General features: G+C 58.5%; 10 protein-coding genes. All 10 read left to right on the plus strand.

What is annotated here, in order from left to right; genetic code table 11:
* Positions 1-59: 59 nt before the first annotated feature.
* The 10 genes from bcsO to AU511_RS02395 all read left to right on the plus strand — a co-directional run bounded on the left by bcsO (position 60) and on the right by AU511_RS02395 (position 16,056).
* Positions 60-605, plus strand: coding sequence for a cellulose biosynthesis protein BcsO (bcsO, locus tag AU511_RS02350; protein WP_167371986.1), 546 nt, complete (start codon positions 60-62; stop codon positions 603-605).
* On the plus strand, positions 596-1,396 hold the full coding sequence (gene bcsQ, locus AU511_RS02355) for a cellulose biosynthesis protein BcsQ (RefSeq protein WP_094100329.1): 801 nt from the start codon (positions 596-598) through the stop codon (positions 1,394-1,396). Before bcsO ends, bcsQ begins: the two co-directional genes overlap by 10 nt.
* 96 nt (positions 1,397-1,492) lie before the next feature.
* Positions 1,493-3,616: a UDP-forming cellulose synthase catalytic subunit gene (bcsA, locus tag AU511_RS02360; RefSeq protein WP_094108649.1), complete on the plus strand. Its 2,124-nt coding sequence runs from the start codon at positions 1,493-1,495 to the stop codon at positions 3,614-3,616.
* A gap of 26 nt (positions 3,617-3,642) precedes the next feature.
* Entirely contained in the window at positions 3,643-5,997 is a 2,355-nt protein-coding gene (bcsB, locus tag AU511_RS02365) for a cellulose biosynthesis cyclic di-GMP-binding regulatory protein BcsB (protein ID WP_240503745.1), read from the plus strand.
* 11 nt (positions 5,998-6,008) lie between these two features.
* Positions 6,009-9,848: a cellulose biosynthesis protein BcsC gene (locus AU511_RS02370; RefSeq protein WP_094108651.1), complete on the plus strand. Its 3,840-nt coding sequence runs from the start codon at positions 6,009-6,011 to the stop codon at positions 9,846-9,848.
* A 2-nt stretch (positions 9,849-9,850) separates the two neighbouring features.
* Positions 9,851-10,321, plus strand: coding sequence for a cellulose biosynthesis protein BcsD (gene bcsD, locus AU511_RS02375; RefSeq protein ID WP_094108652.1), 471 nt, complete (start codon positions 9,851-9,853; stop codon positions 10,319-10,321).
* A 10-nt stretch (positions 10,322-10,331) separates the two neighbouring features.
* Complete coding sequence (locus tag AU511_RS02380; RefSeq protein ID WP_240503746.1) at positions 10,332-11,345, plus strand: family 8 glycosyl hydrolase; 1,014 nt, start codon at positions 10,332-10,334, stop codon at positions 11,343-11,345.
* Positions 11,346-11,554: 209 nt separating this feature from the next.
* Positions 11,555-12,727: a HAMP domain-containing protein gene (locus AU511_RS02385; RefSeq protein WP_100052957.1), complete on the plus strand. Its 1,173-nt coding sequence runs from the start codon at positions 11,555-11,557 to the stop codon at positions 12,725-12,727.
* 299 nt (positions 12,728-13,026) lie between these two features.
* Positions 13,027-14,319: a dicarboxylate/amino acid:cation symporter gene (locus AU511_RS02390; protein ID WP_094100334.1), complete on the plus strand. Its 1,293-nt coding sequence runs from the start codon at positions 13,027-13,029 to the stop codon at positions 14,317-14,319.
* A gap of 267 nt (positions 14,320-14,586) precedes the next feature.
* The gene (locus AU511_RS02395; protein ID WP_094108654.1) at positions 14,587-16,056 is read left to right on the plus strand and encodes a M16 family metallopeptidase; all 1,470 of its coding nucleotides are present in this window, start codon (positions 14,587-14,589) and stop codon (positions 16,054-16,056) included.
* Positions 16,057-16,085: the final 29 nt, after the last annotated feature.

Genomic DNA, 16,085 nt, shown 5'->3' on the forward strand with positions numbered 1-16,085 from the left:
TAAGTGTTCGTTCAATAATGTTATATTGACGGCCATTCATGTGGAGATTAGAGAGTCTTATGAGAAGCTATGACGATCTGAAGCATTTCAAAGAAAAGACCCAGTCGGAAGACATTAATTTCAAGGAAATGTCGGCTCACTCTTTGCATGATGAAGGTTCGCGCTGGGCCATTGTGAAGCAAGTGATTAATGAAGAGAAAGACGGTGCGCAATCTTCACTGGGCGCTGGTGTACAGCCCTCTCTGAGGCCTGTCGCGAAAAATGAATTTGCGGCGCCGGCTTCCGCCGTCAAGTCAGTCAGGTTGGATGATTCGAATACCCGTCCGCGTCATGACGAGTCCGCAGGACAGCGATCGCTTCTTGATTCCGTCGCCGCCGCGTCGAAGACGTCGCGATCGCTGGAGCCTACGACGTCATCACGGCCGCCAGAGCCGGCGTCCTCTTCCCCTGCGGCCCGCCCGGAACCGATCGCTGCCGTGGGCACGGAGCCGCTGGAGCCGCGCTATAAGCAGATGTTCAGCACGCGGGGTCGGCAAACCGCACAGGCGCCGAATAAAGACACGCTGTTGAAACCGCTACTGGAGAAAATTGCCTCATGTCGTTAGTTTGTGTTTGTTCTCCGAAAGGCGGGGTTGGAAAAACCACGATGGTGGCCAATCTGGCCTATGCCTTAGCGCGCGGCGGCAGTAAGGTACTGGCGATCGATTTTGACGTTCAGAACGCGCTGCGCCTGCATTTCGGCATTCCATTATCCGATGAGCGGGGCTATGTGGCGGCCGCCGTCGAGTCTCCGGACTGGAGCCAGTCCATCCTAACCGCTGGCGGTAATATTTTCGTGCTGCCCTACGGCGGCGTGACGGAAACACAGCGTGAAGACTTTGACCGCCATCTGGAGGATCCCGCGTTTTTGGCGCGTGGACTCAGCGCCATGCTGAACTACCCAGGTCTTGTGATCCTGGCCGACTTTCCGCCCGGTCCCAGCTCCGCCTTAAAGGCGATGACCGAGCTGGCCGATCTGCATCTGGTCGTCATGCAGGCGGATACCGCTTCGCTGTCTCTCCTGTCGTCGGTCGAAGACAACCGATTGATTGGCGCGCCGTTGAACCATAAACAGGGATACTACTGGCTGTTGAATCAGACGGATACGCGACGCGCGATCAGCCGGGATGTGGCGGCGTACATGCAGGAAAACAAAGGCGACAAGTTGATTGGCTGCGTCCATCGCGATGAAAGCGTTGTCGAAGCTAACGCCTCACAACGTTCCATTTTCGATTTTAGCCCGTCGTCAGCGGCGGCGTTTGATATTGAATTAATCAGCAAACGTATTGCGGCGCAGCTGGATATTAAAGTGGGTAATGGTGAAGTCCATAAGACATTTATGCCTGCCTCTTATTAATAGGAAAGGCGCAGATAATAAATCTGCGTCAATATCTTTAGGATATTTCCTCTTTTCTGCATTAACCCGCTCATTACTGATCATCAGGGTAGATTTATGAATAAGGCGCTTTTTTATCTGTTGCTACTGGTGCTATTTCCGGTAGCGTTAGTGATTATCATCACCCCGATGGATAGCCAGAAACAATATATCTTTGGCTTAATCAGTATTGGCATGCTGTTTTTATTGGGCCGCGGTGAAAGCCGAAAGGTCACTGTGGTCATGGTTATTCTCACGTTATTAATGTCAACGCGCTATATATACTGGCGCGCGACGGAAACGCTGCATTTTAATTCCGAGATTGAAACTATATTGGGCATTGGCTTATTTATTGCCGAGGTCTATGTCTGGGTTATTTTGATGCTGAGTTTCATGCAGACCCTATGGCCGCTGCAACGCGGCATTGAGGCGCTGCCGGAAGATACCAATCTGTGGCCCACCGTGGATGTGTACGTCCCGACCTACAACGAAAGTCTGGACGTGGTGAGGGATACGGTGCTGGCGGCGCAGTGCATGGATTACCCGCAGGACAAGTTCAAAGTCTACCTTCTCGATGACGGCAAGCGCAGCGAGTTTGCGGTGTTCGCCGCTCAGGCCGGCGTGGGTTATATCACTCGCGACGATAATTCGCACGCTAAGGCAGGCAACCTGAACCACGCGATGCAGCTCACCAGCGGGGAACTGATTTGCGTCTTCGACTGCGACCACGTGGCGAAACGTATTTTCCTGCAGGCGACGGTGGGTGCGTTCCTGAAGGATGACCGGCTGGCGCTGATGCAGACGCCGCACTACTTCTACTCCCCCGATCCGTTCGAACGCAACCTCAAGGCGGCCAGACAGATGCCGAGCGAGGGTGAGTTATTCTACGGGCCGATCCAACAGGGAAATGACTACTGGAACGCCACGTTCTTCTGCGGCAGCTGCGCGGTGATTCGCCGTACGGCGCTAGAAGAAGTGGGCGGCTTCGCCGTAGAAACGGTGACGGAAGATGCGCATACGGCGCTGAAAATGCAGCGTCGCGGCTGGAAATCCGCATTTCTGGCGATCCCGCTTGCTGCGGGGCTGGCGACCGAGCGACTGGTGCTGCATGTCATTCAGCGTACCCGCTGGGCGAGAGGGATGACACAGATTTTCCGTGTGGACAATCCGCTGTTGGGAAGAGGCCTGACCTGGCAGCAGCGACTGTGTTACCTCAGCGCCATGCTGCACTTCCAGTTCGGCCTGCCGCGCGTCATCTTCCTGACCGCGCCTTTGGCCTACCTGCTGTTCAATCTCAACATTATTCATTCGTCGGCGAACCTGATTTTTGCCTACGTGTTGCCGCATCTGGTGATGTCTATCTACCTCAATGCGAGGATGAACGGACGTTTCCGCTACAGCTTTTGGGGTGAGATATATGAAACGGTCATGGCGTTTCATCTCATTATTCCGACGCTGTTAACCCTGATCTCCCCGCGTCACGGCAAATTCAACGTGACGGACAAGGGCGGTCTGCTGGACGTGGGGTTTTTTGACTTCCGCATTGTACGACCGCATATCGTGACCGCCGTCCTGCTATTCGTGGGGATCGTCTTCGGGGTCGTGCGGGCCGTCGGGCACGACTATTACCACGTCGACCCGTATGTCATCGCCCTGAACGTTGCCTGGGCCTGCATCAGCCTGCTGATTTTAATGGCGGCTATCGCGGTGGCGCGGGAAACGAAGCAGACTCGGCAGACCATCCGTATCGACGTCGAACTGCCGGTGATTATTCACTACGCCAGCGGCATCGCCTCGCGTACGGTGACCGTGGATCTGTCGATGGGTGGCGCGCAAATCAAGGCACCGGATCAGCGTCACCAAACGGACCCCATTGAGTGCCTTGAGCTATTGTCTCGCGCGGGTGAAATTGCGCTGCCGGTGAAGTCCGTGAGTTTCGACGACAGCACGATCCGTCTGCAATTCGATGAAATCCCGCTAGCGCAACGCCGTGGTCTGGTGCGCGTCGTGCTATCGCGCGCGGATGCCTGGATTGACCCGCCCTGGCCGCGGGATAATCCACTGCGCTCCTTCGTGACGGTATTCCGAACGGTGTGTGAATTTTTCTGGCTGACCTGGAAGGGAAATAAGAAAGCGGGGTCGACGCCGTCAGCTTTACCCCCAACGACCGAAGGGACGCAGCAAGAGGATAAAACGGCATGATGTACAAATGGCTAAGGACGCCTTCTGTGTTCACGACAGTATTGCTGCTGTGCCTTTGCGGCGGCGCGGCCGCCGAAGAATCCAGCCGCCCGCTGTCGTTAATCGACGCCCCGCTGCCTGGCGAGTTGCCTCGCATTTCCGGCAAGTATGACAGCGCGCAGCCTTCCGCGATGCCGTCTCAGACCGTCCCCTCGTTAAACGCGTCGTCAGGCGTTTACAATCAACCGATCAGCAGCACGATTTCCGTGGCGCAGATGGGCCAAGCGCAGGGCGTCGCTCTAAGCGGCGGTCAGCTGCAAGCCGGTTTGAGATTCACGCTCTCCGCCGATCAGGTGGTGACTGCCGCCCATCTGGCGCTCAAGTTCGCCGTTTCCCCGGCGTTAGCCCAGCGCAACACCGCGCTGCAGCTGATGCTGAATGGTCAGCCGTTAGGCAATGTGCCCTTGACCACGAACGGACAGGAAACCGGGACCTATCAGATAGAGATCCCCGCCGCGCTGGTGGTGTCCGACAACAACCTCAGCTTCCGCATCATCAATTCAGATCGGCTGATGTGCGAGCGCGACAATGATCAACAGTACAGCGTCACTATTCTGCCCAGCACTACGTTGCAGCTGGAAGGCCAACAGCTGAACGTCGGGGCGGACATCGGCAACTTCCCGCGTCCGTTTATCGACGCCATGCAGATGGCGACGGCCTCCGTGCCGATGGTTTTTCCCACCGAGCCGACGGCCGATCAGGTGAGTGCGGCGGCGCTGGTGGCGTCCTGGATGGGGATTCAGACTAACGGGCGAGATATCACTTTCCCCGTAAAGCGAGATAGCGTGCCGGAACAGAACGGTATTTTGTTCGGCTATCCGGGCCAGAAGATCGGCCGCGTGACGCTGCCCCAGGTCGATGCCCCGACGTTGCAGCTGATGGATAATCCCGACAACCCGATCTACAAACTGCTGCTGGTGGTGGGGAAGGATGAGGAACAGCTAAGACAAGCCGCCTATCACCTCGTCAGCCAACCGTTGACGGGGAAACAGACATCTATCACCGTCACGCCGCTGACGCTTCCGCGCCATAAGAGCTACGACGCGCCGCGATGGATCAGCACCGACCGGCGTGTCCGGTTCAGCGAACTGCTGGAGCAAGGGCAGATCATGACGTCCCTCGGTATCTGGCACTCCGCGCAGAACCTTAAGTTTCGGGCGGCGCCCGACCTCTTTCTGTGGGATGGCGAAACGATTCCGGTGCACATCAGTTACCGCTTCCCGGCGGAAAGCTGGATTGACGAGAATCGCTCTGACCTGAACGTGACGCTTAATGGCACGTTTATCAGCAATTTGCCGATGGTGAAAGAGGGTCTGCTGGAGCAACTTTGGCGTCGACTGGGGGGCGACAATCGTCAGGAGGCCTACACGCTGAAGCTCAATCCGTATCTGATCTATGGCTTTAACCAACTACAGCTCTACTTCAACATTCGGCCGAAAGCGGATGCCCCGTGCAGCGTACTGTTGAACAACAACATCAAAAGCCGCATTGAGAACGACTCGTGGATAGACCTGACCCGCACGCGTCACTTCACGATGTTGCCCAACCTGTCGTATTTCATCGGCGCATCGTTCCCTTTCTCCCGGCTGGCGGATTACTCTCAGACGGTAATGTTGCTGCCGGAACGTCCGTCGGATCAGGAGATCAGTACGCTACTCGGCATGGCGGGCCGTTCCGGCGATGCGACCGGCGTCAGCATCAATCATAACCGGGTCGTATTCGGCGTGCCGAAAGACGGCGTTGAGCGGCATCGGCTGCAAAACAGCGATGTGCTGGCGGTCACGACGCTATCGCACGGCGGGTTTAACAAGGCGTTGCTGGCGGAGTCTCCCTACCAGACGGACGGTCATGCGCTGGGTGTTAAAACCCCCAGCCTATTTGAGCAATGGGTCAACTGGCTGACCGGCGACTGGTCCCGTCATCCGATAGACGCCGACCGCTACTTCTCCTCGAATGAGTTCTGGCGCGGCTTTGTCAGCTACCGCTCCCCGTGGAACCCTCAACGCGTGGCAGTGGTCGTGTTGGCGACGAACGATCAGCAGCTACAGCGGCTGCACGGCGACCTGACGTCGGCGCATATCACCGCGGCAGTCCGGGGGGATACCGCCATCATTACCGATGAGAACGGCGTTCGCAGCTTCCGGGTCGGCCCGCAGTTCCCCAGCGGACAAATGCCTTGGTACATGATGATTATCTGGTATGCCAACCAACATGCCGTCATTCTGGCGTTTGTCGCCTTAATCATGGCGTCGTTAGGCGGAGCGGGCTTGTATCACGTGCTGAAACGCCGCGCTCATCGCCGTCTGCATCCGCAGGACGCGCGTGACTCAGGCCAGAAATAATTGAGCGATCTATGAAAAAGAACACACTAACAGCCGGAATGCTTCGGTCATTGTGTCTGGTGGGGGCGGCAACCCTGTCCGCGCCAACGCTGGGGGCAGACAATAACAACCCGGCGTTCCAGGCGCTGTTCGACCAGGCGGATTATTGGCATCAACGCGCCCACGACGATTTGGCCAAAGGCGCGTTGCAGAAGGTGCTGGCGGTTGACGCCGACAACACCCGCGCGATTTACCTGATGGCGCTTTATTCTCAACAACGCGGCGACAACGCCGAGGCGACGAAGTGGCGCGCGCGGCTGGTCAGCATTTCGCCGCAGGACCCCCGGTTGCAAGCGCTGGACAACTCCCGACGTTGGCAGGATATTCCCCCCGCTCAGCTGGCGCTGGCCCGTCAGCAGGCCCGCAGCGGTAATATCGCCGCGTCGCTGCAAACCTGGCGCAACCTGTTCGACGGCGGCCAGCCGCCGGCCAACGTTGCAGTCGAATACTACCTGACCATGGCGGGCGACCGCACGCTGTGGCCGCAGGCGGTGGACGGCCTGCGCCAGTTCACGGCGGCGAATCCGCAGGATACCCAGGCCCGGTTGGCGTTAGGTAAGGCGCTGACCTATCAGGAACCCACCCGGCGGGAAGGACTGCTGCTGCTGGATGCAATGTCCTCGGGTAACCCCGACGTAGACGGCGCCATGCGTCAGGCCCTGCTATGGATGAGTCCTCAGCCGGATGACGCGCCGCTGTACGACCACTACCAACAGCGGCATCCCCAGGATAAAGCGGTCATGGCGCACTACCGCACCCACGTCGGCGGCGAGACTATAGGGAAAGGGTTCGCCGAACTGAACAGCGGAGATTCGGACGGCGCGCAGCGGGCATTTGAACAAGTACTGCGGGCCGCGCCGCAGGATGCGGATGCGCTGGCCGGTCTCGGTTATATCGCTCAGCGTCGAGGCGACTATGCCAGCGCCGCCAACTATCTGGAGCAGTCGGCGAAGCAGGGCGGCGAAAATAGCGTCGAACGTCGCCAGCAGGCGGAAGACGCGCGTTTCTACGCGCAGCTGAGCGTGGCGCAGCAGGCGATGAAAATGGGCAATTCGCCTCAGGCGCTGGCGCTGAGCGAACCGCTGATGCAGGCCGACGGGGAACGCGGCATTGCCGTTCGTCTGTTCCGGGCTGATGTGCAACGGCGCAGCAATCAGCTGACGCAGGCGGAGCAGAGCTATCGCGATGTGCTGACGCTGGATGCGAACAACAGCGCGGCAAAGGAAGGACTTTACTATGTGCTTCAACGGCAGAATCGCACTACCGAAGCCGAGGCCCTGCTGGCTGAGCTGCCGGACAGCGTGCGCCAACGTCTGGCGACGCGCGTGGCGGTGGAGGAAGGCAGCGCGTCGGTGAGACGCGCCGCGGAGCGCGAGCGGGCGGCGGGCCACCCAGCGCAAGCTATCGCGCTGTTGCAGCAAGCGGTACCGCGCTGGCCCGCCGACGGCTGGGTGATATACGATCTGGCGCGGCTCTACAAGCAGCAAGGGGACATGACGACAGCTGCCGATGTGATGCAGCCGCTGTACCGTCCCGGCGCCAGCCCCGAGCAGCTGTTCGCCGGCGCGCTCTTCGCCAGCCAAAACGGCGCCTGGCAGCAAACCGGGGCGCTGTTGGCTCGCGTACCCGAGCGCCAGCAGACGCCTGATATGCGCGCGCTGGCCCGTCGGGCCAACTTCAATCTACAGATGGAGACGGCGCGAGGTTATCTTAAAACCGGTTCCAACGTGGCGGCGGCCAACACCCTGAAGGCGCTGGCGGTGAACCCGCCTGCCGATCCGCAGGATGCCGGACAGCTGGCGCAGGCGTTGGCGGCGGCGGGCGATACCGCCGGTGCCGTCGGCGTCGTGCGCAGCAATATGCAACGCGGGGTTCAGGGCAATGCGGGCGATTATGCGGCGCAGGTGGCCGTATTGAATCAGGCCGGGTTAAGTCAGGAGGCGCAAGCGTGGCTGAGCAATCCGGAGATGCTGTCCCGCAGCACGCCGGAGCAGTTGGCTGCCTTGCGCAATGGTGGCGTAATCCAGGAGGCGGATCGCCTGCGTGAAGCCCGACAGTATGCGGCTGCTTACGACACGCTGATCGGCGCGTTGCAGCACGATCCGCAGAATACGGATTTGATGCTGGCGATGGCGCGGCTCTATCAGTCCGGCAAGATGAATCAGGAAGCGGCAACGGTCTACGACTACCTGACGACGCGCGATACCCCCACGCAGGATGCGCGCGTCGGCGCTATCGACGTGGCATTGGCGCAGAACGACGTTTCGAAAGCCAGCACGCTGGCCGCCGGCCTGAACGACAAACAGACGCCCGAACGCCTGCTGCTGCTGGCGCGCGTGGCGGACGCGAAAGGCGACAAAGCGCAGGCGCTGGCCTATCTGCGTACGGCCCGTGGGAAAATGATTGGGCTGCAGGGCGCGGAGTCCGGCAGCCTGCCGGTGATTGGCGGACTGGCGCTGGCGGACAATCCGTTCATCAACCGGGCAACGGAAAGCACGCGTCGTTCTCCGTCGACCTACGGCAGCGCGATGCCGTGGCAGCAGCGCGACGAGACTACCGACTATCGCGCTGTGAGCGGACAACGCCTCGACGGGTCGCCGGGGGGCACGACGGCCTCTGCGCAGAACGGCACTTTCCGCCAGATTAACCAGATGATGGATACGCTGGAGAGTGACACCGGCACCTGGGTTCAGACCGGGGTGCAGGTGCGTGGTCGGGACGGCGAGTCCGGCCTTAGCAAGTTGACCGAGGCGAAAGCACCGTTGACGTGGTCCAGCGCGCCGTTGGGCGAGGATCGATTCAACTTTACCGTTACCCCCGTGACGCTGAGCGCGGGAAGCGCCGAAGACACCACCAGCCGTCGCTTCGGGTTGGGAGCGATCCAGCAATCTAACAAGGCACAGGCCGAATCTACCTCGGACAGCTTCAACCTCGACGAGATCACGGCGGACTCTCCCGGTGCGCAGAACGCCACCGGCGTGGAGCTCAATCTGGCGTTGACCGGTAAACAGTACAAGGTGGATATCGGTTCGACCCCGCTGGGGCAGGATCTCAGCACGCTGGTGGGGGGCGTTCAGTGGTCGCCGAAACTGACCGACTTCCTGACGCTGGTGCTGACCGGCGAGCGTCGAGCGGTCACCGACAGCCTGCTTTCCTACGTCGGCGCGCGCGACGCCTATAGCGGCGAGAAGTGGGGCCGCGTGACCAAGAACGGCGGAACGGCGCTGCTGAGCTATGACGACGGCGACGCCGGTTTCTATGGCGGCGCAGGCGCCTACAGCTATTTGGGCGAGAACGTGAAGAGCAACAAAAGTCTGGTGGCGAATGCCGGGGCTTACGTGCGTCCCTATCATGATAGCGAGCGTGAACTGAAGACCGGCATCAGCATGTCGTGGATGGACTTCTCCCGCAACCTGAGCTACTACAGCTACGGGCAGGGCGGTTATTTCAGTCCGCAGAACTTCGTCTCGGTTTCTTTCCCTATCGACTACACCCAGAAATACGACGATCTGAGCGTGAAGATCGGCGGCGCGCTGGGCTATCAGTCCTACTCGCAGGATCGCAGCGCCTACTATCCGAACAACCCGGAGTGGCAGCAATTGTTGGAAACGGCGGCGGCGAAAGGCCTGACTCAGGAAGCCTACTACCCCGGCACCAGTAAAAACGGCATCGGCTACAACTTGCACGCCGGGGCTGACTATAAGATCAATCGCAACGTCACCATTGGCGGTCAACTCGGTTACGACACCTTCGGTGACTATAACGAAAGCAACGCGCAACTCTATTTCCGCTACAGGCTTGGAGGCGAATAAGCATGAGTGAATGGCAGCAAACGACCTTGCAGTATTATCGCCAGCAGCAGTGCCCGCCGGGCTGGTTTGATCTTCTGGGGATCATCATTGAAAATATGATGAACAACGTCGGCGAAAGCGAAGGTCAGACCTTCCTCCAGCAAATGGGCGAGGCGCTCGCGAAACGGTATCCCTTACCGGCGGCGTTGACCGTGGCAGACCTTGAGCGGGAGATCAATGCGGTGCTGGCCGTGTTTGACTGGGGCTATGTCGACGTGCTGCCGGGCGAAGCGTCGCTGGAGATCCTCCATCTGGCACTGCCGGCCGGTGAGGGTGCGCTGAGCAAGGCGCGCTGGCTGATGGCGATCAAGGCGGTGTTGCAGGGGATGTATGCTCACTGGCTCAAAGAGCAGGGCGGCGGCCCCCATGTGCCGCTGGTCGGTGAAGCCACCGAGGGTGAGACGGCGCTGAGATTCCGTTATCAACATAATTAGAGAGGAAAGCATGATAAAGCCATTGCGGCACTGGACTATGGTCTTGCTCATGGCGTTATGCAGCACGAGTGCGATAGCGGCAGATCAGGGATGGGATAGCTATAAAAGCCGTTTTTTGACGGTGGACGGGCGAATTCAGGACACCGGCAACAACAACGTCAGCCATACGGAAGGGCAAGGTTTCGCCATGTTGCTAGCGGTGCATTATGATGACCGGAGCACCTTCGACCGCCTATGGTCATGGACGCAGTCCCATCTTAAAAATCAACAGAACGGCCTGTTCTACTGGCGCTATACCCCGACGGCGGCCGACCCGGTAGCCGACAAAAATAATGCCTCCGACGGCGACGTCATGATTGCCTGGGCCTTGTTGAAGGCCGGTGAGAAATGGCGCAACGAGCCATATCTTCAGGCATCGGACCGCCTGCAAAAAGAGATCATCGCGCACAACGTGACGCAATATGCCGGTCACACGGTGATGTTGCCGGGCGCGAACGGTTTCAACAAAGGCACTTACCTCGTCCTTAATCCTTCTTATTTTATCTTCCCCGCATGGGAGGATTTCTCCAAACGAAGCCGCCTGCCGGTATGGCATCAGTTGATTGAAGACGGGATGGTATTGCTGAGTAGAACGCGGTTTGGCGATACCAACCTGCCGTCCGACTGGGTGGCGCTGAACGCCGATGGCACCACCGCCCCGGCCATGAGCTGGCCGTCGCGCTTCAGCTATGACGCTATCCGTATCCCGCTGTACGTTTACTGGTATGACCGTGAAAGTCCGGAGCTGAGTGCGTTCCGTCTCTACTGGCATGGCTTTCCGCGTCTGCGTACGCCAGCGTGGGTCGACGTATTGAATAACCATACCGCGCCCTACATGATGAACGGCGGCCTGCTGGCGGTGCGGGATTTGGCGATGGGCGACAGCCATCAGGTCAATGATGCCATCAGCCCGGAAGAGGACTACTACTCCGCCAGCCTGCATCTTCTGGCCAATTTGGCGCGGGTCACCGCCGACGCCCGTTAACCTCAACAGGCGTAGCCGCATTCCGGTTGCGCCGACATAAGACTGATAAGAGCGCCCTTTTTCTGATGTCTGGCCACTGACGGAACTACTTTCCTCAGAAAAATCCTTAAACCTTTTAACAGACTTCCCTTTGCATCCTATAAACTTGGCGCTCGAGATATACTGTACGGCTGTTTTTCCCCGTACGTCGGGGTTTTGGGAGAATAGGTTTGCACGTTCGTCGTTCACTAACTATCAAACAGATGACGGTGATTTCGGCAGTGTCGGTCACCGCCGTCTGCCTGTTTATCGTGATCCAGCTGTTCCATTTCGTGCATCAGCGACGGGATGATTACGTGCGCCAGCTGGAACATGTTGCCTATTCTGTGCGAACGCCCCTAACCAATGCCGTCTTGCAGGGCGATGTGGTCGAGGCCGACGGCCTGCTAAACAACCTACTCCCGGTCGGCTTCCTGAGCCGGGCCTATCTGGTGCTGCCCGGCGAGCTGCACACGCTGCACGCCAACTTCCCGTCCGAGCGGCCTTTGCCGCGTTGGATCGCACGGACGTTTGACCTGCCGATAGAAGTCTCGATCCCGTTATATTCCTTGCCGCAGGTGCCGGGTTCGACGCCGCTGGCGCATCTGGTGTTGCAGGCGGACTCGTACCGAATGTTTCAGTTCATCGTCAGCACCTTTTCGACCCTGCTGGTCACCTATCTGCTGCTGGCGCTGATCCTCTCGGTGGGCATCACCTGGTGCGTGAAACACCGCGTCGTCAACCCACTGCGATTAATCATCAAGGAAGTGCAGGACGTACCCTGCGAGTCTCTGCCTGACTGTCCGCTGACGATGCCGGAGCGGCACATCGACGATGAGCTGGGCATGCTGGTTCGTAGCTATAACCGAAATTTGCGGCGGTGGAAGTCGCACCGGCGCGTGGGAGAAGGGGGGCTGGCAGACAAAGCGATGTTTATCAATGCTTTATCCCGCCAACGAGAACCGTTCTGTCTGTGCGTGGTGGGGCTGGAAGCGGATACGCCCTTGGGACAAAACGATCTACAGCCCACGCTCGCGGCGCTTCGGTCCGTCATCGGCGAGTCCGGTTTGCTGGCTCGGCTCGATAACGACGAATATGCGATGTTGGGCTCAGTTCCGGCAGGAGCCGATGTTGCTCAGGTGTGGGGACATCAAGCTCTTGCTCGACTGCGTGAAAGCGGATTGCATGAAGGCGTGCATGTCAGTATCGGTCTGCTGGCGGTGCTAGACGAGGCGGCGCAGACGGAGGCTAATGCCGCCGGGCAGTGGCTGGCGCAGGCCCGCCTGGCGATGGAGCAGGCGCGAGGCGCGGGTGGCGATGCCGTCCTCTCTCTCGTCGCCTCCCAGCTTGCTCCCCACTCTTAACAGCGACGCCGCTGCTAAGAGTGGGCGACAATGCTCTAATTTAAATTATTTAATAAATAACAGAGTGTTAGATCGCTCCCCATCCTCTCCCCCGCTGACATTGTTATCGGGCTGTTTCCGCACTATTTTTACTCACAACCTATTGATGCGATTCAGCTCCTAACTCTCACCTTTTAGTCACAAACTTAAGTTATAAAAGATATCTGAACTGTTAATGCGATGTTACTTTTTGCGCAATCGCAGGTGGCGGTGTCATGCCGTTTTCGTCCACGTGTGCACTCCTACCCAAGGACATAATGATGAAAACATCAATCTTCAAAAGTCTGTATTTTCAAGTGATTGTGGCAATTACCATCGGGGTTCTACTGGGGCATTTTTATCCATCTATCGGCGAGCAAATGAAACCGTTTGGTGATGGTTTCGTTAAATTAATTAAGATGATCATCGCGCCGGTGATCTTCTGTACGGTCGTGACGGGCATCGCCGGCATGGAGAGTATGAAAGCGGTGGGCCGGACCGGCGCCGTTGCCCTGCTGTACTTCGAAGTAGTGAGTACGATCGCGTTGCTTATCGGGCTGGTCGTCGTCAATCTGATGCAGCCGGGCGCGGGGATGAACGTCGATCCCACCACGCTCGATGCGTCGTTGGTTTCCAACTACGCCAGCCAGGCCGCGGAACAGGGCGTCATTCCGTTCCTGCTGGACATTATCCCCGCCAGCGTCATCGGCGCGTTCGCCAGCGGCAACATCCTGCAGGTGCTGCTGTTCGCCGTGATGTTTGGCTTTGCGCTGCACCGCTTGGGCGCGAAAGGGAAAATCGTTTTTGATGTGATCGAAAGCTTTTCCAAAGTCATCTTCGGCATCATCAACATGATCATGCGCCTGGCGCCGTTGGGCGCGTTCGGGGCGATGGCGTTTACGATCGGTAAATACGGCGTCGGCTCGCTGGTGCAGTTGGGACAATTGCTGGTCTGCTTTTACGTCACCTGCCTGCTGTTTGTCATTCTGGTGCTGGGGTCCATCGCCCGCGCGACCGGCTTCAGCATCTTCAAGTTCATTCGGTACATTAAGGAAGAGCTGCTGATTGTGTTGGGGACTTCCTCTTCCGAATCGGTTCTGCCGCGGATGCTGGAAAAAATGGAGAAGGCAGGCTGTAAGAAGTCGGTCGTGGGGCTGGTGATCCCGACCGGATACTCCTTCAATCTGGACGGCACCTCTATTTACCTGACGATGGCGGCGGTGTTTATTGCGCAAGCAACCAACAGTCACATGGATATCTGGCATCAAATCACGTTGCTGGTGGTGTTGCTGCTGTCCTCGAAAGGGGCGGCGGGCGTCACCGGCAGCGGATTCATCGTTCTGGCTGCCACCATCTCCGCCGTTGGCCATCTGCCGCTTGCCGGGTTGGCGCTGATTCTTGGGATCGACCGCTTTATGTCGGAAGCCCGCGCGCTGACCAACCTTGTCGGTAACGGCGTCGCGACAATCTTCGTCGCCAAGTGGGTCGGCCAGTTGGATGAAAAGCAGCTGAATGCGGCGCTGGAAAAACATAAACCCGCCAAACCAGAGTCCACTTCCCCGCGTATTTCCTGACGCTATTTGCCTTTCTGCCCTCGGCTCGCAGCGGAGATAAACGCTGCGGGCCGCTGTTTATCTGAAGCGCCAAAATTCAGCATTTTCCACTTTTTTCGGTATTTTTCGCCCTATTGAGTGACATCGACGAAAGCGTGCGGTCCAACCCAATGGTACACTGCGCCTCTGTTTTTTGTGAGGTGAGTATACAGTGTGGTGACCGCACGACCGTCACCATAATCCATAAAATGCACGTCTTCAGAGAGTGATGAAAAAGCAGGGGTTCACATGCAGGGAACCAAAATCAGTCTTTTATTCGGTGGCGTTTTACTGGCGGCCGTCGGCCATTTTGCCCTGGCGGAAGAGCTACAGCCCGATCCCGCCTGGCAGCAGGGTAAGCTGGATAACGGCTTTAACTGGCAGCTTCTGACTACCCCTCAGCGCCCTAACGACCACCTTGAACTTCGTCTGGTGGTGAATACGGGGTCGTTGAGCGAAAACACACAGCAAACGGGATTTTCTCACGTCATTCCCCGTCTGGCGATGATGCCTAATGCATCGTTTGCGCCGGGCCAGCTCGCGGCATTGTGGGCTTCTTCTCCCAACGACGAGAAACCATCGCCGGTTGTCGTCTCCTATGACTTCACCTCTTATAATTTGAGCCTGCCGAATAATCGGCCGGAGCTGTTGAAAGACGCGCTGAGCTGGCTGGCGGAAACTGCAGGTGGGCTGTCAATCGACGATCAAAGCATCGGTACGGCCCTGCAACAGGGAGACGGCGTCGCCACGTTGCCGCCGAATCCGCAGGATCCCGCCTGGCGATATCGTCTTCAAAACTCGATATTGCTGGCGCACAACCCGGGGCAGGCGGTCAAAACGCCGCTGACGGCCGAACCGCTGCAGGCGTTCTACAAAGCGTGGTACACACCGGATGCGATGACGCTGTATGTTGTTGGAAACGTTGACTCCCGCGCCATTGTCGACCAGATCCGGAAGGTTTTTGCCCCGCTAGAAGGTAAACGCGCGACGCCTGCGCCGCTGCCAGTATTGTCTGCGTTGCCCGCTGAACCGACCCGACTGATCGGCGCGATGGGTAGACCGGACTCTATCGCGCTGGTATGGGATACGGTCTGGCAGCCGATTCGAGATTCAAACGCGCTCGCACGCTATTGGCAGCGCGACCTGGCGCGGGAGGCGATGTTCCAACGCGTACAGCAGGCGCTGGAGAAAAGCGCGCTGAAAGAGGCAAATCTGCGTTTCGACTGCAATGTGTTATACGGACGCGCGCAGTGCTCTTTGCATATGGACAACCTGAACGGCGAACAGCTGGTCGAGAGCGTGACGCTGGTGGGCAAAGCGCTCAGCGCCTTGCAGGATGAGGGACTGACGCAGGCGGAATTCGATGCGTTGTTGGCGCGTAAAAACGAAGAGCTGGACAAGCTTTTCGCCACCTATGCGCGCACGGGCACGCAGATTTTGATAGAGCAGCGGCTGCGCTCGCAGCGAAGCGGCGTGGTGGATATCGCGCCCGAGCAGTATCAGCAGCTGCGTAAAAACTATCTTTCCTTCGTAACCCTGGAGTCCCTCAATCAGGCGCTGCGACTGCAACTGGCGCAAGATGCGACGCTGGTGCTGCAACAGCCGCCGGGTGAGCCCGAGGCCAATCTGAAAGAGCTACAAGACAGGTATAACGGGTTGATGAAACCGGCGGAAAGCGCCGTGCCCGCAGCGGATGAAACGGCGCCCGCAACGCCCTAGGCTGAAGGCGCCGCGTCGCTTTTAGCGTG

It is taken from the genome of Lonsdalea iberica, assembly GCF_002111585.1.
Classification (GTDB): Bacteria; Pseudomonadota; Gammaproteobacteria; order Enterobacterales; family Enterobacteriaceae; genus Lonsdalea; species Lonsdalea iberica.

Excerpts from the sequence above, each read along its gene's own strand:
- bcsA (WP_094108649.1), top strand. The coding sequence starts at position 1,493 with ATGAATAAGGCGCTTTTTTATCTGTTGCTACTGGTGCTATTTCCGGTA.
- bcsD (WP_094108652.1), top strand. The coding sequence starts at position 9,851 with ATGAGTGAATGGCAGCAAACGACCTTGCAGTATTATCGCCAGCAGCAG.
- AU511_RS02390 (WP_094100334.1), top strand. The coding sequence starts at position 13,027 with ATGAAAACATCAATCTTCAAAAGTCTGTATTTTCAAGTGATTGTGGCA.
- bcsQ (WP_094100329.1), top strand. The coding sequence starts at position 596 with ATGTCGTTAGTTTGTGTTTGTTCTCCGAAAGGCGGGGTTGGAAAAACC.
- AU511_RS02395 (WP_094108654.1), top strand. The coding sequence starts at position 14,587 with ATGCAGGGAACCAAAATCAGTCTTTTATTCGGTGGCGTTTTACTGGCG.
- AU511_RS02370 (WP_094108651.1), top strand. The coding sequence starts at position 6,009 with ATGAAAAAGAACACACTAACAGCCGGAATGCTTCGGTCATTGTGTCTG.
- AU511_RS02380 (WP_240503746.1), top strand. The coding sequence starts at position 10,332 with ATGATAAAGCCATTGCGGCACTGGACTATGGTCTTGCTCATGGCGTTA.
- bcsO (WP_167371986.1), top strand. The coding sequence starts at position 60 with ATGAGAAGCTATGACGATCTGAAGCATTTCAAAGAAAAGACCCAGTCG.